22 protein-coding genes are annotated in these 20,156 nt (G+C 59.3%); 1 reads left to right on the forward strand and 21 read right to left on the reverse strand.

What is annotated here, in order from left to right; translation table 11 throughout:
- Positions 1–184: 184 nt before the first annotated feature.
- From LOY36_RS22980 to trmJ, 21 genes are all read right to left on the reverse strand, one after another.
- The gene (locus LOY36_RS22980; RefSeq protein ID WP_258671079.1) at positions 185–976 is read right to left on the reverse strand and encodes an amidohydrolase; all 792 of its coding nucleotides are present in this window, start codon (positions 974–976) and stop codon (positions 185–187) included.
- The gene (locus LOY36_RS22985; protein ID WP_019581055.1) at positions 964–2,112 is read right to left on the reverse strand and encodes a pyridoxal phosphate-dependent aminotransferase; all 1,149 of its coding nucleotides are present in this window, start codon (positions 2,110–2,112) and stop codon (positions 964–966) included. Before LOY36_RS22985 ends, LOY36_RS22980 begins: the two co-directional genes overlap by 13 nt.
- 292 nt (positions 2,113–2,404) lie before the next feature.
- A complete protein-coding gene (gene der, locus LOY36_RS22990; protein WP_018927059.1) occupies positions 2,405–3,877 on the reverse strand; it encodes a ribosome biogenesis GTPase Der in 1,473 nt (490 codons plus the stop codon).
- Positions 3,878–4,012: 135 nt separating this feature from the next.
- Positions 4,013–5,164, reverse strand: a complete 1,152-nt coding sequence (gene bamB, locus LOY36_RS22995; protein ID WP_019581056.1) for an outer membrane protein assembly factor BamB — start codon at positions 5,162–5,164, stop codon at positions 4,013–4,015.
- Positions 5,157–5,798: a tetratricopeptide repeat protein gene (locus LOY36_RS23000; RefSeq protein WP_019647771.1), complete on the reverse strand. Its 642-nt coding sequence runs from the start codon at positions 5,796–5,798 to the stop codon at positions 5,157–5,159. The genes bamB and LOY36_RS23000 overlap by 8 nt, the downstream gene beginning before the upstream one ends.
- A gap of 40 nt (positions 5,799–5,838) precedes the next feature.
- The gene (gene hisS / locus LOY36_RS23005; RefSeq protein ID WP_018927062.1) at positions 5,839–7,128 is read right to left on the reverse strand and encodes a histidine--tRNA ligase; all 1,290 of its coding nucleotides are present in this window, start codon (positions 7,126–7,128) and stop codon (positions 5,839–5,841) included.
- A 37-nt stretch (positions 7,129–7,165) separates the two neighbouring features.
- Complete coding sequence (gene ispG / locus LOY36_RS23010) at positions 7,166–8,275, reverse strand: flavodoxin-dependent (E)-4-hydroxy-3-methylbut-2-enyl-diphosphate synthase (RefSeq protein WP_003185136.1); 1,110 nt, start codon at positions 8,273–8,275, stop codon at positions 7,166–7,168.
- A 3-nt stretch (positions 8,276–8,278) separates the two neighbouring features.
- Positions 8,279–9,298, reverse strand: a complete 1,020-nt coding sequence (locus LOY36_RS23015; RefSeq protein WP_258671080.1) for a RodZ family helix-turn-helix domain-containing protein — start codon at positions 9,296–9,298, stop codon at positions 8,279–8,281.
- On the reverse strand, positions 9,298–10,056 hold the full coding sequence (gene pilW / locus LOY36_RS23020; RefSeq protein ID WP_018927064.1) for a type IV pilus biogenesis/stability protein PilW: 759 nt from the start codon (positions 10,054–10,056) through the stop codon (positions 9,298–9,300). The genes LOY36_RS23015 and pilW overlap by 1 nt, the downstream gene beginning before the upstream one ends.
- Before the next feature lie 12 nt (positions 10,057–10,068).
- Positions 10,069–11,217 (reverse strand): 23S rRNA (adenine(2503)-C(2))-methyltransferase RlmN, encoded by a 1,149-nt coding sequence (gene rlmN, locus LOY36_RS23025; protein WP_007941385.1) that lies wholly within the window; start codon positions 11,215–11,217, stop codon positions 10,069–10,071.
- Positions 11,218–11,245: 28 nt separating this feature from the next.
- Positions 11,246–11,671 carry a nucleoside-diphosphate kinase gene (gene ndk, locus LOY36_RS23030; protein ID WP_007903599.1) on the reverse strand — a complete coding sequence of 142 codons (426 nt, stop codon included), beginning with the start codon at positions 11,669–11,671 and terminating at the stop codon, positions 11,246–11,248.
- A 92-nt stretch (positions 11,672–11,763) separates the two neighbouring features.
- Positions 11,764–11,964: a Fe-S cluster assembly protein IscX gene (iscX, locus tag LOY36_RS23035; protein ID WP_007941386.1), complete on the reverse strand. Its 201-nt coding sequence runs from the start codon at positions 11,962–11,964 to the stop codon at positions 11,764–11,766.
- 14 nt (positions 11,965–11,978) lie between these two features.
- Positions 11,979–12,320: an ISC system 2Fe-2S type ferredoxin gene (gene fdx / locus LOY36_RS23040; RefSeq protein WP_007941387.1), complete on the reverse strand. Its 342-nt coding sequence runs from the start codon at positions 12,318–12,320 to the stop codon at positions 11,979–11,981.
- A 3-nt stretch (positions 12,321–12,323) separates the two neighbouring features.
- Positions 12,324–14,186: a Fe-S protein assembly chaperone HscA gene (gene hscA, locus LOY36_RS23045; RefSeq protein ID WP_019647769.1), complete on the reverse strand. Its 1,863-nt coding sequence runs from the start codon at positions 14,184–14,186 to the stop codon at positions 12,324–12,326.
- A gap of 51 nt (positions 14,187–14,237) precedes the next feature.
- Positions 14,238–14,759: a co-chaperone HscB gene (hscB, locus tag LOY36_RS23050; RefSeq protein ID WP_018927068.1), complete on the reverse strand. Its 522-nt coding sequence runs from the start codon at positions 14,757–14,759 to the stop codon at positions 14,238–14,240.
- A gap of 8 nt (positions 14,760–14,767) precedes the next feature.
- Entirely contained in the window at positions 14,768–15,091 is a 324-nt protein-coding gene (gene iscA, locus LOY36_RS23055; protein WP_007941391.1) for an iron-sulfur cluster assembly protein IscA, read from the reverse strand.
- A 34-nt stretch (positions 15,092–15,125) separates the two neighbouring features.
- Positions 15,126–15,512, reverse strand: a complete 387-nt coding sequence (gene iscU, locus LOY36_RS23060) for a Fe-S cluster assembly scaffold IscU (RefSeq protein WP_003443374.1) — start codon at positions 15,510–15,512, stop codon at positions 15,126–15,128.
- 85 nt (positions 15,513–15,597) lie between these two features.
- Positions 15,598–16,812 carry an IscS subfamily cysteine desulfurase gene (locus LOY36_RS23065; protein WP_007941393.1) on the reverse strand — a complete coding sequence of 405 codons (1,215 nt, stop codon included), beginning with the start codon at positions 16,810–16,812 and terminating at the stop codon, positions 15,598–15,600.
- 50 nt (positions 16,813–16,862) lie between these two features.
- Complete coding sequence (gene iscR, locus LOY36_RS23070) at positions 16,863–17,354, reverse strand: Fe-S cluster assembly transcriptional regulator IscR (protein WP_003227911.1); 492 nt, start codon at positions 17,352–17,354, stop codon at positions 16,863–16,865.
- A gap of 184 nt (positions 17,355–17,538) precedes the next feature.
- Positions 17,539–18,315 carry a serine O-acetyltransferase gene (cysE, locus tag LOY36_RS23075; protein WP_019647768.1) on the reverse strand — a complete coding sequence of 259 codons (777 nt, stop codon included), beginning with the start codon at positions 18,313–18,315 and terminating at the stop codon, positions 17,539–17,541.
- A 2-nt stretch (positions 18,316–18,317) separates the two neighbouring features.
- Positions 18,318–19,088 (reverse strand): tRNA (cytosine(32)/uridine(32)-2'-O)-methyltransferase TrmJ, encoded by a 771-nt coding sequence (gene trmJ, locus LOY36_RS23080; protein WP_019647767.1) that lies wholly within the window; start codon positions 19,086–19,088, stop codon positions 18,318–18,320.
- Positions 19,089–19,233: 145 nt separating this feature from the next.
- Between trmJ and suhB the strand changes: the two genes are divergently transcribed.
- The gene (suhB, locus tag LOY36_RS23085) at positions 19,234–20,052 is read left to right on the forward strand and encodes an inositol-phosphate phosphatase (RefSeq protein WP_007941397.1); all 819 of its coding nucleotides are present in this window, start codon (positions 19,234–19,236) and stop codon (positions 20,050–20,052) included.
- Positions 20,053–20,156: the final 104 nt, after the last annotated feature.

Raw genomic sequence — 20,156 nt, forward strand, 5'->3', positions numbered from 1 at the left:
CTTCGCTGCAATGCAAAAGGCCCCGGGGTGAGAACCTCGGGGCCTTTTTTGTGCTATTGGAAGATCAAAAGATCGCAGCCTGCGGCAGCTCCTACAGGATCGGTGTTTATCCGCGATATTTCGGCGAACATCGATCCCTGTAGGAGCTGCCGCAGGCTGCGATCTTTTCGGGAGCACCCGAATTTCAGGTGAACTCGAAGGTATCCGCATCCAGATTCGCCGGGAACCGTGTGCGATATGCCGCCAGTTCTGCCGCGTCGAGCACGACCTTGAATACGCCATCGGCATCGCCTGCACCGAGCAACGTTTCTCCCTGGAAATCCAGGACCTGACTGTCACCGGTATACGCAAAGCCTTTGCCATCGGTACCGATACGGTTCACCGCCGCCACATAGCAGAGGTTTTCGATCGCCCGTGCCGGCAGCAATCGGTTCCAGTGCTGACGCCGTGCTCCCGGCCAGTTGGCGGTGTACAGCAGCAAGTCCGTGTCTTGCGAATCGCGACTCCAGACCGGGAAGCGCAGGTCGTAGCAAATCAGCGGCCGCACTCGCCAGCCCTTCAATTCGAACTGCACCTGACGCTCGCCCGGGGTGTAGTGGTTGTTCTCGCCCGCCATGCGGAACAGATGGCGTTTGTCGTAGTGCCACACCTCCCCGTCCGGCCGTGCCCACAGCAGACGGTTGCGATGGCTGCCGTCAGCCGCCTGGACGATGATGCTGCCGGTCACCACCGCGCCCAGCTTCGCCGCCTGAGCCCGCATCCATTTACTGGTGGGGCCATTTTCCGGCTCGGCGAGGGTTTCCGATTCCATGGAGAAACCGGTGGTGAACATCTCCGGCAGGATGATCAGGTCCGCGCCACGAGCCTGTTCCAGCAACGGCTCGAAATGCTCCAGATTGGCCTGACGATCGTGCCAGGCCAGGGTGGTCTGGATCAGCGCAAGATTCAGATTGGGCAGAGTACTCAGATCACGCATAGTTTTGCCGCTGCTTCACGCAGGGTCTCCTCGCGCTTGGCAAAGCACAGACGCACCAGGCGCTGGCCTTCGGGTGGAGTCTGATAGAAGACCGAAATCGGAATGCTCGCGACGCCATGCTCGCGGGTCATCCACAGCGCCATCTCGACGTCATTGAGGTCCGGGCGAATCTGCGAGTAATCGACCAACTGGAAATAAGTACCGGCCACGCGGGTAAAACTGAAGCGCGACGGCGTCAGCAGATCGCAGAACAGATCGCGCTTGGCCTGATAGAAGCCCGGCAGTTCTTCGACGTGTTCCGGGTGCTCGGCCATGTAATCGGCCAACGCGTACTGCAACGGCGTCACGCCGCAGAAACTGACGTACTGGTGCACCTTGCGCAGCTCCGCGCTAAGGGCCGGCGGCGCCACGACATAGCCGGTTTTCCAACCGGTGACGTGGTACGTCTTGCCGAACGAACTGACCACGAAAGCGCGCTGATACAGCTCTTCATGGGCCAATACGCTGGCGTGAGACACACCGTCGAACACCAGGTGTTCGTAGACTTCGTCGCTGATCACATAGATGTCGCGGTCGCGAATCAACGCCGCCAACTGATCCAGCTCGGCGCGGCTGATCAGCGCACCGCTTGGGTTGTGCGGGGTATTGAGGATGATCATCCGCGTGCGCGGGCTCAGGGCTTCGGCGAGCTTCTGGAAGTCGATGGCGAAGTCCTTCAGGCCGAGTTGCACATGCACACAGCGACCACCGGCCAGCTCGACCGAGGGCTCGTAGCTGTCGTAGCACGGATCGAACACGATCACTTCATCGCCGCTGTGGATTACCGCCTGAATCGCGCAGAAGATCGCCTGGGTGGCGCCAGGGGTGACCGTCACTTCGCTGTCGGCATCAACATGCGCGCCGTAGCTGCGAGCGATCTTCGCCGCGATCTGTTGACGCAACGCCGGCAAACCGGTCATCGGCGAATATTGATTGTGGCCACTGGCGATATGCCGACCGACCGCATCGCGCAGGGCCTGCGGGCCGTCGAAATCGGGAAAACCCTGGGACAGGTTGATCGCCCCGGTTTGCGCCGCGAGCTGAGACATCTGCGTGAAGATAGTGATGCCGACATTCGGCAGCTTACTGGTGATCATCGGTGATTCCCTGGGCTACACCCGGCTCTAACGGCGGCACGGGAGAGCCCGAGGATAGCCCAAACGACGCCCACAAAAAAAGGGCGCCAACCGGCACCCTTCTTCTAATGTTCACCGCAATACCTGTGGCGAGCGGGCTTGCCCGCGTTGGGTCGCGAAGCGGCCCCAAAACCTGTAATCGAGGTGTTCCTGATAAAACACATTGATCGATTTGCGACTGCTTCGCAGCCGAACGGGGGCAAGCCCCCTCGCCACAAATGCGCCCACACCAGCGGCGTGGGCGAGCCTTGAATCAGCGCTTGTCGCGGCGCTTCTTGTCAGCCTTCTTATGGTGCGACATCAAACGACGCTTCTTGTTGACCTGACGGTCGGTGAGCGAGTTCTTGTTGCCTTCGTACGGGTTCTCGCCGCCCTTGAACTCGATGCGGATCGGCGTACCGACCAGCTTGAGCACACGACGGTAAGTGTTTTCCAGGTAACGGACGTAAGACTTCGGCACCTTCTCGATCTGGTTACCGTGGATCACGATGATCGGCGGGTTCGCACCACCCAAGTGGGCATAACGCAGCTTGATCCGGCGGTTGTTGACCATCGGTGGCGCGTGCTCGCCGACAGCATCTTCCAGAATCTGGGTCAGGCGGTTGGTCGGCCAGCGGGTGACCGCGGACTTGAACGAGTTCTGTACCGACGCGTAGAGATTGCCTACGCCAGTGCCGTGCAGGGCCGAGATGAAGTGAATGTCGGCGAAGTCGACGAAGAACAGCCGACGTTGCAGCTCAACCTTCACGAAGTCGCGCTCGCTCGGCGTCATGCCGTCCCACTTGTTGATCGCGATAACCAGCGCACGACCGGCTTCAAGGGCAAAGCCCAGCAGGTTGAGGTCGTGGTCCACCACGCCTTCGCGGGCGTCCATCACGAAGATCACCACGTTGGCGTCTTTGATCGCCTGCAGGGTTTTGACCACGGAGAACTTTTCGACTTCTTCGTGGATCTTGCCGCGCTTGCGCACACCAGCGGTGTCGATCAGCGTGTACTTCTCGTCGTTACGCTCGAACGGGATGTAGATACTGTCGCGGGTGGTACCAGGTTGGTCATACACGATCACCCGGTCTTCACCGAGCATGCGGTTGACCAGGGTCGACTTGCCGACGTTCGGACGGCCGATGATGGCGATCTTGATACCGTCTTTTTCGCTTGGGCCAGGAATGCGCTTGGCTTCCTCACCTTCGGCAACGATCTCTTCCTCTTCGCCTTCTTGCGGTTCTTCCTCGTCTTTCGGGAAGTCGCTCAGGGCGATTTCCAGCATCTGGGTGATGCCACGACCATGGGCACCGGCGATCGGGATCGCGTGGCCCATGCCCAACGGGGCGAATTCGGCGCGGGCCATTTCAGGGTCGATGTTGTCGACCTTGTTGGCGACCACGTAGGAACGCTTGTTACGCTTGCGCAAGTGCTCGGCGATCATCTGGTCGGCGGCGGTAAAACCGGCCTTGGCATCTACCAGGAACAGAACGACATCCGCTTCTTCAATGGCCAGCAGCGACTGCTCGGCCATTTTTTCGTCCATACCGTGCTCGTCACCGGAGATACCGCCAGTGTCGACCAGAATGTAGGAACGCCCTTGCCACTTGGCCTCACCGTATTGGCGATCACGGGTCAGACCGGACAAGTCGCCGACGATGGCGTCGCGAGTCCTGGTCAGGCGGTTGAACAAGGTGGACTTGCCGACGTTCGGTCGGCCCACCAGGGCGATTACGGGAACCATGCGGCTCTCCACTTCGTTATTTCAGAAAATACAAAAGCCGCTGCGAGGCAGCGGCTGGTGCTCGGGGCAGCGCTTGAAAGCGCTGCGAGCCTTGCAGAACAAGGCCGCTTGGGGGTTAAACCCCAAGCATAGTCTTTACTTGATGGTCAGGGCTTCCAGTTTGCCGCTGTTGCCATACACATAAATCGTGTCACCCACCACCAGCGGACGGGCACGCAGGCCGTCGCTGTCGATGCGCTCGCGGCCGACGAAACGACCGTCCACCTGACTCAGCAGGTGCAGGTAACCTTCCAGGTCACCGACTGCAACGTAGCTGGAGAACACTTCCGGAGCCGACAGTTGACGGCGGGCCAGCGAATCGTTGCTCCACAACGCAGTGGTGGAACGTTCGTCGACACCTTCAACAGTGCCCGAAGACAGGCTCACGTAGACGCTGCCAAAACCCTGGGCGACGCCGGCATAGCTGGAAGCATCACGCTGCCAGAGCTGACGACCGCTTTCCAGGTCCAGCGCCGCGACGCGACCCTGGTAGCTGGCGACATACAGTGTACCGCCGGACAGCAGCAAGCCACCGTCGATATCGACCACACGCTCCAGCTCCGAACGACCCTGTGGAATCGCTACACGCTGTTCCCAAACCGGCACGCCGTTGGACACATCAAGAGCAACCACTTTACCGGTCGACAGGCCAGCCACCGCGAGGCGGTTGGTGACGATCGGTGCGCTGGTGCCGCGCAGGGTCAGGACCGCTGGCGTGCTGTCATACAACCAGCGCTGGTTGCCGGTAGAGGCATCCAGACCGATCAGACGGTCATCCTGGGTCTGAACCACAACAACGTCACCGTTGGTGGCCGGTGGTGCGAGAACTTCGCTGGTCACGCGAGCGCGCCATTTCTCTTCACCGCTGCTGGCATCCAGGGCAACGATTTCACCCTTGAGCGTGCCGATCATGACCAGACCGTAACCCACGCCAACGGCGCCGGAGACAGGCAGTTCGAGATCTTTCTTCCACTTGACGTCGCCATTGCTGCGATCCATCGCCATCACCACACCGGTGACGTCGGCGGCATAGATGGTATCGCCATCGATCGCCGGAACCAGCATGTTGTAGGTTTCGCCCTGACCGTTACCGATCGAACGACTCCACTGCTTGTGCAGAACCACTTCTTCTTTGAAGTCGGTCAGCTCGGCCGGTGGCAACTCTTTTTTGCTGTTGCTGCTGCAACCCGCGGCCAGAATGGCCAGAGCCAGCAATGCTGCATGTTTCCAACGGATCACGTCACGCATCCCCTTTGGCCAGGTCGTCCAGCTTGATTTGTAGGCCACCTACCGCCGCTTCATCCGACAGTGCCGCCTTGGCTTTTTGATACGCAGCGTTCGCTTCGTCGGTACGACCCAGTTGCACCAGCAAGTCGCCCTTGAGTTCTTCGCGAGTGGCCAGGAAGGCCTTGTCGGCATCGCCTTCGAGCAGTTTCAGGGCTTCATCGACCTTGTTCTGCGCGGCCAGCACCTGCGCCAGGCGCTGACGGGCGATTTCACCCAGTGCCGGGTTGGCCGGTTTGTCGACAATGGCTTTCAGCTCGCTGGCTGCGTCGTCCAGCTTGCCGCTGTCGACCGCAACTTTCGCCACGAACAGGCTGCCGTATTGCGCGTAAGCAGTGCCGCCGAACTCGCTGTTGAGCTTGCCGGCCAGTTCCGAAACACGTGCAGCATCAGGCTTGCCGTCAGGCGTCAGCGTGGTTTCCAGCAATTGCTGGTAGAGAATCGAGGCGCCTTGCGACTGATTGCTCTGATACTTGTGAAAGGCCTGCCAGCCGAACACGATGACCAGCGCCAACAGACCGCCGGTAACCAGGGGCTTGCCGTTGCGTGTCCACCACTCCTTCAACTCCGCCACATGTTCGTCTTCGGTACTCGACACCCCAATACTCCTTAATCGCTAAATCGGCTGTTTGACAGCTTCAACCCTGCACGACGCAGGTGGCCAGGTGTGCAGCAAGCGCATCCCAGGCAATGCTTTGTTGTTCGCCCTGGCCACGCAGGGGTTTGAAACCTACCACTTGCTGGGCCATTTCGTCGTCACCGAGGATCAATGCGTACAGCGCACCGCTCTTGTCGGCTTTCTTGAACTGGCTTTTGAAGCTGCCGCCCCCGGCATTGATTTGCAGGCGCAGGTTGGGCAGTTGATCACGAACACGCTCGCTCAGGGTCAGACCGGCCAGCTCGGCGGCTTCACCGAAGGCGCAGAGGTAGACGTCGACCTGACGGGAGATCTCTTCGGGGATCTGCTCCAGGGTTTCAAGCAGCAGCACCAGACGCTCGATGCCCATGGCGAAACCGACGCCCGGGGTCGGCTTGCCGCCCATCTGCTCCACCAGACCGTCGTAACGACCACCGGCACATACCGTGCCCTGGGCGCCCAATTGGTCGGTGACCCATTCGAATACGGTCTTGCTGTAGTAATCCAGCCCGCGAACCAGCTTCGGGTTGATCACATAAGGAATGCCGGCGGCGTCCAGGCGAGCCTTGAGGCCCTCGAAGTGCACGCGGGATTCTTCGTCGAGGTAGTCGGCCATTTTCGGCGCGTCGGCCAGCACCGCTTGAGTGTCGGCGTTCTTGGTATCCAGGACCCGCAGCGGGTTGGTCTTCAGACGGCGCTGGCTGTCTTCGTCCAGTTGATCCAGGCGAGCGGTCAGGTACTCGACCAGTGCTTCGCGATAACGACCACGGGATTCGGCAGTGCCCAGGCTGTTGAGTTCGAGCTTGACCGCATCGCGGATACCCAGCTCGCCCCACAGGCGCCAGGTCAGCACGATCAACTCGGCGTCGATGTCCGGACCGTCGAGGTTGAAGACTTCACAACCAATCTGGTGGAACTGGCGATAACGGCCTTTCTGCGGACGTTCGTGGCGGAACATCGGGCCGATGTACCAGAGCTTCTGCACCTGGCCGCCGCCGGTAATACCGTGTTCGAGCACCGCACGCACGCAGGCCGCTGTGCCTTCAGGGCGCAGGGTCAGGGAATCGCCGTTGCGGTCTTCGAAGGTGTACATCTCTTTTTCGACGATGTCGGTCACTTCACCGATGGAGCGCTTGAACAGCTCGGTGAACTCGACGATCGGCATGCGGATCTGCTTGTAACCGTAGTTATCCAGCAAACGCGAAACGGTGCCCTCGAAATGACGCCACAGGGGAGTCTGTTCGGGCAGGATGTCGTTCATGCCACGAATGGCTTGCAGAGACTTGCTCACTTTAAATCCTTAAATTCGTTCGGCTCTTTAGTCAGGCTCAGCCGCGAGCGATTACAGCTGCGTCGGCTTCGACCTTTTCGGCCGCTTTCTGGCGGATCAAGCGTTCAAGCTCATCCACCAGATTGTCATTCGTCAGTTTCTGCGACGGCTTGCCGTCGATGTAAATCAGGTTTGGCGTGCCGCCGGTCAAGCCGATATGGGCTTCCTTGGCTTCGCCCGGCCCGTTGACCACGCAACCGATTACCGCGACATCCAGCGGCACCAGCAAGTCTTCGAGGCGCCCTTCCAGCTCGTTCATGGTTTTGACCACATCGAAGTTCTGCCGCGAGCAACTCGGGCAGGCGATGAAGTTGATGCCACGGGAACGCAGGTGCAGGGATTTGAGAATGTCGTAGCCGACTTTCACTTCCTCGACCGGGTCGGCCGCCAACGAGATGCGAATAGTATCGCCAATCCCTTCGGCGAGCAGCATACCGAGGCCCACGGCGGATTTCACTGTGCCTGAACGCAAACCACCGGCTTCGGTGATGCCCAGGTGCAACGGCTGGACGATTTCCTTGGCCAGCAAACGGTAGGCTTCAACAGCCATGAACACGTCGGAGGCTTTTACGCTGACCTTGAAATCCTGGAAATTCAGGCGTTCGAGGTGTTCGACGTGACGCAGGGCGGACTCGACCAGCGCGGCCGGAGTCGGCTCGCCATATTTCTTTTGCAGGTCTTTTTCCAGGGAACCGGCGTTCACGCCGATACGGATTGGAATCCCGCGATCACGGGCGGCATCGACCACCGCACGTACGCGGTCTTCACGACCGATGTTGCCCGGGTTGATGCGCAGGCAATCGACACCCAGTTCGGCTACGCGCAGAGCGATCCTGTAGTCGAAGTGGATGTCAGCCACCAACGGCACCTTGACCAGTTGCTTGATCTTGCCGAAGGCTTCGGCGGCGTCCATGTCCGGCACCGAAACCCGAACGATATCGACGCCAGCGGCTTCCAGACGATTGATCTGGGCCACGGTGGCGGCCACGTCATTGGTATCGCTGTTGGTCATGCTCTGCACAGCGATGGGCGCATCGCCGCCAACAGGCACGTTACCGACCCAGATTTTCCGGGATTCGCGACGCTTGATTGGAGATTCGCCGTGCATGACTTATTGACCTAACTTCAGGCGAGCAGTCTCGCCACTGGTGAACGGAGCGACATCAACCACCTGCCCGTTGTAGCTGACCTGCGCGCCACGGGCGAAGCCCAGACGCACGGCAAAGGGCGGCTTGCCGCTGACGGAAACACTATCGCCTTTACGCTTGAGACCACTCAACAGCACTTTACCCGTGCCGTCGGTCACTTGCGTCCAGCAATCGGCGGTGAATTGCAGTTGAACCTGGCCCTGACCCGCAACCGGAGCTGCTGCCGGCGCAGAAGCTGGAGCAGGAACTGTCGGCGCAACCGCTGCCGGTACAGCGGCTACAGCCGGGGCTGGCGCTGCCGGTGTCGCGACAACCGGAGCAGTATTGTGGGCCGGAGCCGCAGGTGTTGCTACCGGGGCTGCTGGAGCGGGTGTTGGCGCCGGCGCGCTTGCTTCAGCGTTGACAGGCTCCTCAGCCTGCGGCAACGCCAGAGGCGTTTCACCTTCAGACTCACCTTGCGCAACCGCCTGGTCTTCCGGCTCGTCCAGCGGATGGATCTGGGTGGTGCCATCGGCGCCTTCGACTTCAACGTGTTCCGGAGCCAGGCTGACCAGGTCCTTGGTGCGCAATGAAGTTTGATCCTGCCACCAGACAAAACCACCACCAATCACCGCGATCAGCAACAGCAGACTGACAATTCGCAAAATGGTGTGGGAAACCCGAACCGGCTCTTCGATACGCCCCAGGCTGTGGACGTTGCTGCCCTGGGAGTCGGTGCCGGTGGATTGGTCGAACTGCTGAACCAGAACAGCCTGGTCCATGCCCAGCAATTTGGCGTACGCGCGAATATAGCCACGAGCAAAGGTGTGGCCAGGCAGCTTGTCAAAAGCGCCGGCTTCCAGATTACTCAGGGAATTGACGGTGAGGTTGAGCTTGAGGGCCACTTCGGCCAGCGACCAGCCATTGCTTTCGCGGGCCTGGCGCAAAGTCTCACCGGGGTTAACGCGATTCGCTGCTACAACTTCGGGATGCGCCGCTTTCATCATTGCTCCGACAGGTATTGCTGATATTCCGGCGTACCGGGATAGAGTCGTTTTAATTGCAGGCCATAACTGGCGGCCTTGTCGCGATCTTCAAACACTTTTGCCAGTCGAACGCCGAGCAATAGACTACGTGCATTTTGCTCGGTGAGCAGGCTAAAACGATCGTAATAGTCACGCGCGGGCACATAATGCCTGTCTTCGAATGACAACTCAGCCATTTCCAGCAAGGCACGTGGCTGTTGGCGGTTCAAACGCAGGGCTTTTTCCAGTTGCTGGCGAGCCAGGTCACGCTGGCCCAGCTTTGAAGCGGTCATGCCGAGGTTCTCGAAAACCCGCGAACGCTCAGGATACAGAGTATCGGCGGCGGCCTGTTCAAAGCGCTCGTACGCCTCTTTGTAACGTTTTTCTTCGAACAGAAAACTGCCGTAGTTGTTCAGGATTCGCGCATCGGCGGGACGGGAAGACAGTGCCTTGCGAAAATGCTGATCGGCCAGTTCCGGCTCCATCTCGGCCTGGAACACCAGCCCCAACGCCGCGTTGGCGTCAGCATCCGAGTCATCCAGTTCCAACGCCTTCTTCAGCGGGACCTTGGCGCGCTCGGTCATGCCCTGCTGCAAGTACCCCAGGCCCAGCTGCACGTAGGCGGCACGCGCTTCATCACGGCCCTTGCTGGTCTTCATCGGATTGAAATCGCCCGACAGGACACAACCAGCACACAGGCTGGCCAACAGCACAAGCAGCGCGAAGCGCAGGGACATAGAGATCCTCTCTTAATTATTGTTCGCAGCGTTTTGCGGCATATCGTTGTCGGCGCTCAACTCACGCACGGCGATATAACGTTCGCTGCGACGGGTGCGATCCAGCACCTGCCCTACCAACTGGCCACACGCGGCATCGATGTCTTCACCGCGGGTGGTACGCACGGTGACGTTGAAGCCTGCATGGTGAAGCTGATCCTGGAAACGGCGAATCGCATTGTTGCTCGGACGCTCGTAACCGGAGTGCGGGAACGGGTTGAACGGAATCAGGTTAATCTTGCACGGAACATTCTTGAGCAACTCGATCATTTCGACCGCGTGTTCGACCTTGTCGTTGATGTCCTTGAGCAAGGTGTACTCGATGGTCAGTACGCGCTTTTCGCCCAGGGACGACATGTAGCGCTGACACGATTCCAGCAGCATCTTAAGCGGATACTTCTTGTTGATCGGCACCAATTGGTTACGCAATGCGTCATTCGGTGCGTGCAGGGACAACGCCAGGGAAACATCGATGTGCTTGGACAGCTCATCGATCATCGGCACCACACCCGAAGTCGACAGGGTTACACGGCGCTTGGAGATGCCATAGCCCAGGTCATCCATCATCAGATGCATGGCGGCCACGACGTTGTCGAAGTTCAGCAGCGGCTCACCCATGCCCATCATCACCACGTTGGTGATGGCACGGTCGACGGTTGCCGGGACGCTGCCAAAGGATTTGTTGGCAATCCACACCTGGCCGATGACTTCGGCGGCGGTGAGGTTGCTATTGAAACCTTGCTTGCCGGTGGAGCAGAAACTGCAATCCAGGGCACAGCCTGCCTGGGACGAAACGCACAAGGTGCCGCGTTTGCCCTGGGGAATGTAAACGGTCTCGACGCAGCTGCCGGACGCCACGCGCACCACCCACTTACGGGTGCCGTCGCTGGAGATGTCCTCGCTGACCACTTCCGGACCACGAATTTCAGCAACAGCCTTGAGCTTTTCGCGCAAGGCCTTGCTGACGTTCGTCATGGCGTCGAAATCATCGACGCCAAAGTGGTGAATCCATTTCATTACCTGACCGGCACGGAAACGCTTCTCCCCGATCGAGTCGAAGAATTTTTCCATTTCCTGTTGAGTCAGACCCAGCAGGTTGGTTTTTACAGTCGATGTAGTCATGGATTCACCTTCACTCTTAAGCCAATGCTTAGCGAGTGGTTACTTCAGTAGCTGCGAAGAAGTACGAGATTTCGCGAGCAGCAGCGGCTTCGGAGTCCGAACCGTGTACGGCGTTGGCGTCGATGGAATCAGCGAAGTCAGCGCGGATGGTGCCGGCAGCAGCTTCTTTAGGGTTGGTAGCGCCCATCAGTTCACGGTTCAGAGCGATAGCGTTTTCGCCTTCCAGAACCTGAACGACAACCGGACCGGAAATCATGAAAGCAACCAGGTCGTTGAAGAAACCACGAGCGCTGTGCTCAGCGTAGAAGCCTTCAGCTTCGGCTTTGGACAGTTGCTTCAGTTTCGAAGCTACAACGCGCAGGCCAGCTTTTTCGAAACGAGTGGTGATCTCGCCGATAACGTTTTTTGCAACAGCGTCAGGCTTGATGATGGAGAAAGTACGTTGAACAGCCATGGTGTAACTCCAGAAACGGTAATTTGCGAAAAATTAAACCCGCGAATTATACGCGGGTTCTTTGGTATTGCCTAACTGCGTACGGTGCAGACTCAGTCTGCTTCTTCGATCCAGGCCGCCTGAATGGCTTCAAGCACCTTCTCGCCACCGCGGGTCGGATCATCACTGAACTCCGGCAATGCCAGCACCCACTGGTGCAGATCGACGAAGTTCACGTAACGCGGGTCCACATCCGGCTTTGACTCAGCCAGCTGGATCGCGATTTCCAGCACATCAACCCATTTCAGGCTCATGAAAGTTCCTTGAATCAGTGCGGCGCTTCGGCTGCATGGTTGAGCGAGTATTTCGGAATTTCGACGGTCAGGTCTTCAGTCCCGACTTTTGCCTGACAGGCCAAGCGTGACTGAGCTTCCAGCCCCCAAGCCTTATCAAGATAGTCTTCCTCCAGCTCATCAGCCTCTTCCAGCGAGTCAAAACCCTCACGAACGATGCAGTGGCAAGTGGTGCAAGCGCAGACGCCGCCACAAGCGCTTTCCATCTCGATATGGTGTTCATGGGCCAGTTCGAGGATGGAGATGCCAGGCTCAGCCTCCACGACCATGCCTTCCGGGCAAAACTTCTCATGTGGCAGAAAAATGACCTGCGGCATCAATTATTCCTCGATTTCATTCAGATTGCGCCCCGCCAGAGCGGCTTTCACCGTCGAGTCCAGGCGGCGGGCAGCAAAGGCATCGGTCACTTGCGACAGACGCTTGGTCTGCTGCTCAATGGCGTAACCATCGGTGCCTTTCATCAATTCGGTCAGTTCCTGCATCTGCAATTCGATGACCATGCGTTCTTCGGCGTCGAGCAAGCGTTCGCCGTCGACATCCAGAGCACCCTGCACTGCCTCGATCAGGCGCTGGGCATCGACCTGCTGCTCACGCAATACGCGGGCGACCTTGTCGTCATTGGCGTGCTGGAACGAATCCTTGAGCATTTTGGCGATTTCGCCGTCGGTCAGGCCGTAGGACGGCTTGACCTGAATGCTGGCTTCGACACCCGAACCCAATTCGCGGGCCGAGACACTGAGCAGACCGTCGGCGTCGACCTGGAAAGTCACGCGAATCTTTGCAGCACCCGCGACCATCGCCGGAATACCGCGCAATTCGAAGCGCGCCAGGGAGCGGCAGTCGCTGATCAACTCACGCTCGCCCTGCAATACGTGGATCGCCATGGCCGACTGGCCATCTTTGTACGTGGTGAAGTCTTGGGCCCGGGCAACAGGGATGGTGGTGTTGCGCGGAATCACCTTCTCCATCAGGCCGCCCATGGTTTCCAGCCCCAGGGACAACGGAATCACGTCGAGCAACAGCAGTTCACCGCCGTCACGCTTGTTGCCGGCCAGGGTATCGGCCTGGATCGCGGCACCGATGGCCACAACTTGATCCGGGTCGATTTCGGTCAGCGGTTCGCGACCGAAGGCTTGCGCAACGGCTTCGCGAACGCGCGGCACGCGAGTCGAGCCGCCAACCATGACCACCGCGTGAACGTCTTCCAGCTCAATGCCGGAATCACGCACCGCACGACGGCAGGCTTTCAGGCTGCGAGCAACCATTGGCTCGATCAGCGCATTGAACGCTTCACGGGTCAGCCCGGCCTTCCAGTCGCCATACGCGACTTCGACGGACGAGGAGTTGGTCAGGGCTTCTTTGGCCGCACACGCGGTTTGCAGCAGATTGCGCTGCTCGCCCGGATCGAGGTCGGCCGACAGACCGGCACTCTCGATGATCCAACCAGCAATGGCGTGATCGAAGTCATCGCCACCCAAAGCGCTGTCGCCGCCGGTAGCCAGCACTTCGAACACACCGCCGGTCAGGCGCAGAATCGAAATATCGAAGGTGCCGCCGCCCAGGTCATAAATGGCAACCAGGCCTTCAGCCTGTTGATCCAGACCGTAAGCCACCGCAGCAGCGGTCGGTTCATTGAGCAAGCGCAGCACGTTCAGGCCGGCCAGCTTGGCCGCATCCTTGGTGGCTTGACGCTGAGCATCATCGAAATAGGCCGGAACGGTGATCACTGCGCCGACCAGTTCGCCGCCCAAGGTCGCTTCAGCGCGCTGGCGTAGCACCTTGAGGATATCGGCGGAGACTTCGACCGGGCTTTTCGGGCCTTGCACCGTGTCGATGAACGGCATGTGCGACTCGCCATCGACAAAACGGTACGGCAGTTGATCGCCCAATTGCTTGACGTCGGACAAACCACGTCCCATCAAGCGCTTGACCGACAGCACAGTGTTCAGAGGATCGGTAGCGGCAGCCAGTTTGGCCGATTCGCCGACTTCGACGCGATCGGCGTGATAGCGCACGGCAGACGGCAGGATAACCCGCCCTTGCGCGTCGGCCAGAGGCTCGGAAAGACCACTGCGCAATGCAGCGACCAGCGAATTGGTAGTGCCCAAGTCGATCCCCACAGCCAGACGACGCTGGTGCGGTTGAGGACTTTGGCCGGGTTCGGCGATCTGCAGTAGGGCCATCGTGATCAGGACTTATCTGTATATCAGGCGTGCGACCGGAGCGGCACTGGGTTAATCGTCGAGGCGCTCTTCTAACTGGCGCACTTCGTAGGTGAGCTTGTCGAGGAACTGCATGCGCCGCATCAGGCGTTCGGCCCGTTCACGTTGCGCTGCATCATTCCAGCAAGCTGCGAAGCTTTGGTTCAGTTCATCCTGAGCGGCTTTGAGGCGGCGCTTGAACGTGGCAATACCCGCCATGTCGGCGCTGTCCTGCAGATCCTCAAGCTCTTCACGCAACTCCATCTGCTGCAGAAGAAATTCCGGATCATGCACCGTGACCTCCAGCGGCAACTCGCCACCACTCAATGCGAGCAAGTATCGCGCGCGCTTGGGGGGGCTTTTGAGCGTCTGGTAGGCCTCGTTGAGGCTCGCGGATTGCTCGAGCGCCAGCCGCTGCTCGCGCTCGGAAGCGTCGGCGAAGCGGTCCGGATGAACGCCGCGCGCCAACTCACGGTAGCGCGTAGCCAGCTGATCGAGGTCCAGATTGAAACTCGGTTGCAGCTCAAATAAAGCGAAATGACAAGGAGTACCCACAAGTAGCCTCAGATGTTGAAGCTTTCGCCGCAGCCACATTCACCGCGTACGTTGGGGTTGTTGAACTTGAAGCCTTCGTTCAACCCTTCCTTGACGAAATCAAGCTCGGTGCCGTCCAGGTACGCCAGGCTTTTCGGGTCGATGATCACTTTCTCGCCGTGACTTTCGAACACTTGATCGTCCGCGCCTACCTCGTCGACAAACTCCAGCACATAGGCAAGGCCGGAACAGCCCGTGGTGCGAACACCCAGACGAATCCCATCACCCTTGCCGCGCCCGTTGAGGGAGCGTCGCACGTGTTGAGCAGCCGCTTCTGTCATGCTGATAGCCATCGGTGACTCCTTACTCGTCGCCAAATCTTGAAAGTCAGATCAAGCCTTTCTTCTGCTTGTAGTCGCGAACGGCCGCCTTGATGGCGTCTTCAGCGAGTACGGAGCAGTGAATTTTCACTGGCGGCAGGGCCAGTTCTTCGGCCAGTTGAGTGTTCTTGATGGTCTCTGCTTCATCCAGAGTCTTGCCTTTCATCCACTCGGTCGCCAGGGAGCTGGAGGCGATTGCCGAACCGCAACCGTAGGTCTTGAACTTGGCGTCTTCGATGATGCCTTGCTCGTTGACCTTGATCTGCAGACGCATCACGTCACCGCACGCCGGAGCGCCGACCATGCCGGTGCCGACATCAGGATCTTCTGCATCCATCTTGCCGACGTTGCGCGGGTTCTCGTAGTGGTCGATGACCTTTTCGCTGTAAGCCATGATTCTTAATCCTCACTCATCAGGAGTCGCTCTTGAAGCCCTGCCAATCGTGGATTCGCAGGGCCCGGTTGCGGCGACTTGAATATCAGTGTGCCGCCCACTCGATTTTCGAAATGTCGACGCCGTCTTTGTACATGTCCCACAGCGGCGACAGAGTGCGCAGCTTGGTGACGGCCTCGCAGACTTTCTGCGCGGCGTAGTCGATTTCTTCTTCGGTGGTGAAACGGCCGAAGGTGAAGCGAATCGAGCTGTGTGCCAGTTCGTCGTTGCGGCCCAGGGCGCGCAGCACATACGAAGGCTCAAGCGATGCCGAGGTGCAGGCCGAACCCGACGATACCGCCAGATCCTTGAGCGCCATGATCAGCGACTCGCCTTCGACGTAGTTGAAGCTCAGGTTCAGGTTGTGCGGTACGCGGGCGGTCATGCTGCCGTTGACGTACAACTCTTCCAGGCCTTCAACCTGTTTGAAGAAACGGTCGCTCAGCGCTTTGATGCGTGCATTCTCGGCAGCCATGTCTTCCTTGGCCACACGGAACGCTTCGCCCATGCCGACGATCTGGTGAGTCGCCAGGGTGCCGGAACGCATGCCACGCTCGTGACCGCCGCCGTGCATGGTCGCTTCGATGCGCACACGCGGCTTGCGGCTGACGTACAGCGCGCCGATGCCTTTAGGGCCATAGGTTTTGTGGGCAGAGAACGACATCAGGTCAACTTTCAGTTTCGACAGGTCGATCTCGACCTTGCCGGTGGACTGAGCAGCGTCGACGTGGAACAGGATGCCCCGGGAGCGGGTCAGCTCACCGATGGCAGCGATGTCGTTGATGGTGCCGATTTCGTTGTTCACGTGCATGACCGATACCAGAATGGTGTCGTCACGCAGGGCAGCTTCGACCATTTCCGGAGTGACCAGGCCATCTTCACGAGGATCGAGGTAGGTCACTTCGAAACCTTCACGTTCCAGTTGGCGCATGGTGTCGAGGACAGCCTTGTGCTCAATCTTGGTGGTGATCAGGTGTTTGCCTTTGGTGGAGTAGAAATGCGCCGCACCCTTGATTGCCAGGTTGTCGGACTCGGTGGCACCGGAGGTCCAGACGATTTCACGCGGGTCGGCGTTAACCAGGTCAGCGACCTGACGACGAGCGTTCTCGACGGACTCTTCGGCTTTCCAGCCGAACACGTGGGAACGGGACGCCGGGTTACCGAAGTTTCCGTCGACCAGCAGGCATTCACTCATCTTTTGCGCGACACGCGGATCAACCGGGGTGGTCGCAGAGTAATCAAGGTAAATCGGCAATTTCATGGACTATCTCCTAAATCAGGCTGGCTGGCGTGCCGCTAGCTCTTTGGCTGTCATTCGACGGCGGACGCTTCAATCTTGTCCAGGCGTGGCGCCTTGCTGTTGCAACGACGCTGGTCCTGACGCTGGGCTACTTCTTGCACCTCACGGCGAGTTACAAGGTCAGCCAAGCTGATACCGCTCAGAAATTCGTGAATCTGCAGGCTAAGATCGCACCACAAATGGTGAGTCAGACAGGTGTCGCCGGAATGGCAATCGCCCTGGCCCTGGCACTTGGTTGCATCGACCGATTCGTTGACCGCATCGATTACCTGGGCGACCTGGATGCCCTGCATGTCGCGGGACAATTGGTAGCCACCGCCCGGACCGCGAACACTGGACACCAGATTGCTACGGCGCAATTTGGCGAAAAGCTGCTCGAGGTAGGACAGGGAGATGCCTTGGCGCTCGGAGATATCGGCCAGGGACACCGGCCCGTGCTGCGCGTGTAACGCCAGGTCAAGCATGGCGGTCACGGCGTATCGGCCTTTTGTAGTCAGTCGCATGGACAATTACCACGGAGTTCGGAATGGGGCGAGTATGCAATTCCCGAGTATTTAAGTCAACTATAAGACCTAGTGCTTTACTCAGGTTTACCCGCAAAAGAGCGCGCGCATCATAGCAGGGTCTACGGCGTAATGGCACACCAACCAGCGCGGTGCAAATGCCTGAATGCGACCCTGCTGTGAATCAGCTGGCCTTGCTTTCGTCCTTGCCCTTCACACAGGCAAAGTCTTCTTCGCGCAGTTCAGGCAGATCCTTGGCACAGTAATTACTGCCCAGATCCTTCAGAGCACCGCACATACCCTCCAGACGACCATCGACCGCCTGCAAGTGATCGAGCAATTGGCCGATCGCACGGGCCACCGGGTCCGGCATGTCTTCGCCGACTCCGTAGGCATCGAAACCGATCTTCTCGGCCATGGCCTTGCGCTTGGCATCCTGCTCATCGTCGGACTTGACGATAATCCGCCCCGGAATCCCCACCACCGTTGCCCCCGGCGGAACCGCCTTGGTAACCACGGCATTGGAACCCACCTTGGCCCCGGCACCGACAGTGAATGGGCCGAGCACCTTGGCGCCCGCGCCAACCACCACGCCATCTTCCAGGGTCGGGTGACGCTTGCCCTTGTTCCAGCTGGTGCCACCGAGGGTCACGCCCTGATAAAGGGTGACATCGTTGCCGATCTCGGCGGTCTCACCAATAACGATGCCCATGCCATGATCGATAAAGAAGCGACGACCGACCTTGGCCCCCGGATGAATCTCGATTCCGGTCAACCAGCGACCGAAGTTCGACACCAGCCGCGCCAGCCATTTCAGGTCCGCGCGCCACAGGGCCGCCGACAAACGGTGAATCCAGATGGCATGCATGCCCGGGTAGCACGTCAGGACTTCAAAAGCGTTACGCGCCGCCGGGTCTCGATGGAATACGCTCTGGATATCTTCACGCAAACGCTCAAACATCATTAATCCTTCCGCTTTAGAAGCTCGCCACGGGCCGCCTTCTGGGTTTCCGTGAGGATGCCACGCAATATATTCATTTCCGCCCGGCTGACCGAGCTGCGTCCGTACAACCGGCGCAGGCGCGCCATCAAGTGCCGCGGTTTTTCCGGGTCGAGGAATTCGATGGCCACCAGGGTTTGCTCCAGGTGCTCATAGAATCGCTCCAGCTCATCCATGGTCGCCAACTCACCACTCTTGGTGGACGCCACTTCCTCCTTCTCGACCTTGCTCGGCTGACCTTGGGCCGCCAGCCAGGACATACGCACTTCATAGCTCAATACCTGCACCGCCGCCCCGAGGTTCAGCGAACTGAACTCGGGGTCTGATGGGATGTGCACGTGATAATGACATCGCTGCAGCTCTTCGTTAGTCAGGCCGGAATCTTCACGACCGAACACCAATGCGATCTCCGCGCCCTGCCCCGCTTCCTCGACCACCCTCACACCGCACTCACGGGGATCGAGCAGCGGCCAGGGAATGCGACGATCACGGGCGCTGGTACCCAGTACCAGATTGCAGCCGACCAAGGCATCTTCCAAGGTGGCGACGACTTGCGCGTTTTCAAGGATGTCCCCGGCGCCGGACGCACGCGCATCGGCCTCGTGGTGCGGGAACAACCGCGGCTCGACCAGCACCAGTCGCGACAGGCCCATGTTCTTCATGGCACGCGCAGCACCGCCGATATTTCCGGGATGACTGGTATTGACCAGGACGACACGAATGTTTTGCAGCAAGGGAGGCGCTCTCGAACACATTATCGGGAGCAGAATCTTACAGCTCCTCCTACCGTTAAGCCATGAAAGCGAACACCGACCTTCTCCTGTAGAAACTTTCTGATAGAATGCCCGGCTTTCTTTAACAACCTTAGGTGACACATCCATGCAGCCCATGCTGAATATCGCGCTGCGCGCCGCCCGCAGCGCCAGTGAATTGATCTTCCGCTCCATCGAGCGCCTGGATACCATCAAGGTCGACGAAAAAGACGCCAAGGATTACGTATCCGAGGTGGATCGCGCCGCCGAACAGAAAATCATCGACGCACTGCGCAAGGCCTACCCGAATCACTCGATCATGGGTGAAGAGACCGGCCTGCACGCCGGCACCGGCATCGAAGGCGAAGAATACCTGTGGATCATCGACCCACTGGACGGCACCACCAACTTCCTGCGCGGCATTCCTCACTTCGCTGTCAGCATCGCCTGCAAATACCGCGGTCGCCTGGAACATGCTGTTGTTCTGGACCCGGTTCGCCAGGAAGAATTCACCGCCAGCCGTGGTCGCGGCGCTCAACTGAACGGTCGTCGCCTGCGCGTCAGCGGCCGTACCAGCCTGGACGGCGCCCTGCTGGGTACCGGCTTCCCGTTCCGTGACGACCAGATGGACAACCTCGACAACTACCTGGGTATGTTCCGCGCCCTGGTTGGCCAGACCGCCGGCATCCGCCGCGCCGGCTCGGCAAGCCTTGACCTGGCCTACGTGGCTGCCGGCCGTTTCGACGCCTTCTGGGAGTCAGGCCTGTCCGAGTGGGACATGGCTGCAGGCGCCCTGCTGATCCAGGAAGCCGGCGGCTTGGTGAGCGACTTCACCGGCGGTCACGACTTCCTGGAGAAAGGTCACGTCGTTGCCGGCAACACCAAGTGCTTCAAGGCAGTACTGACCGCGATCCAGCCGCACCTGCCAGCTTCGCTGAAGCGCTAAGGGCCCAAGCCCAAAAAGCCGCAACACTTAAAGCAAACGCCCCGACTGGTTCGGGGCGTTTGCTTTTGTGCGAACAAAATCCCCAAGTTAAGCCATAACGCGAT

Source organism: Pseudomonas sp. B21-019, assembly GCF_024749225.1.
GTDB lineage: Bacteria > Pseudomonadota > Gammaproteobacteria > Pseudomonadales > Pseudomonadaceae > Aquipseudomonas.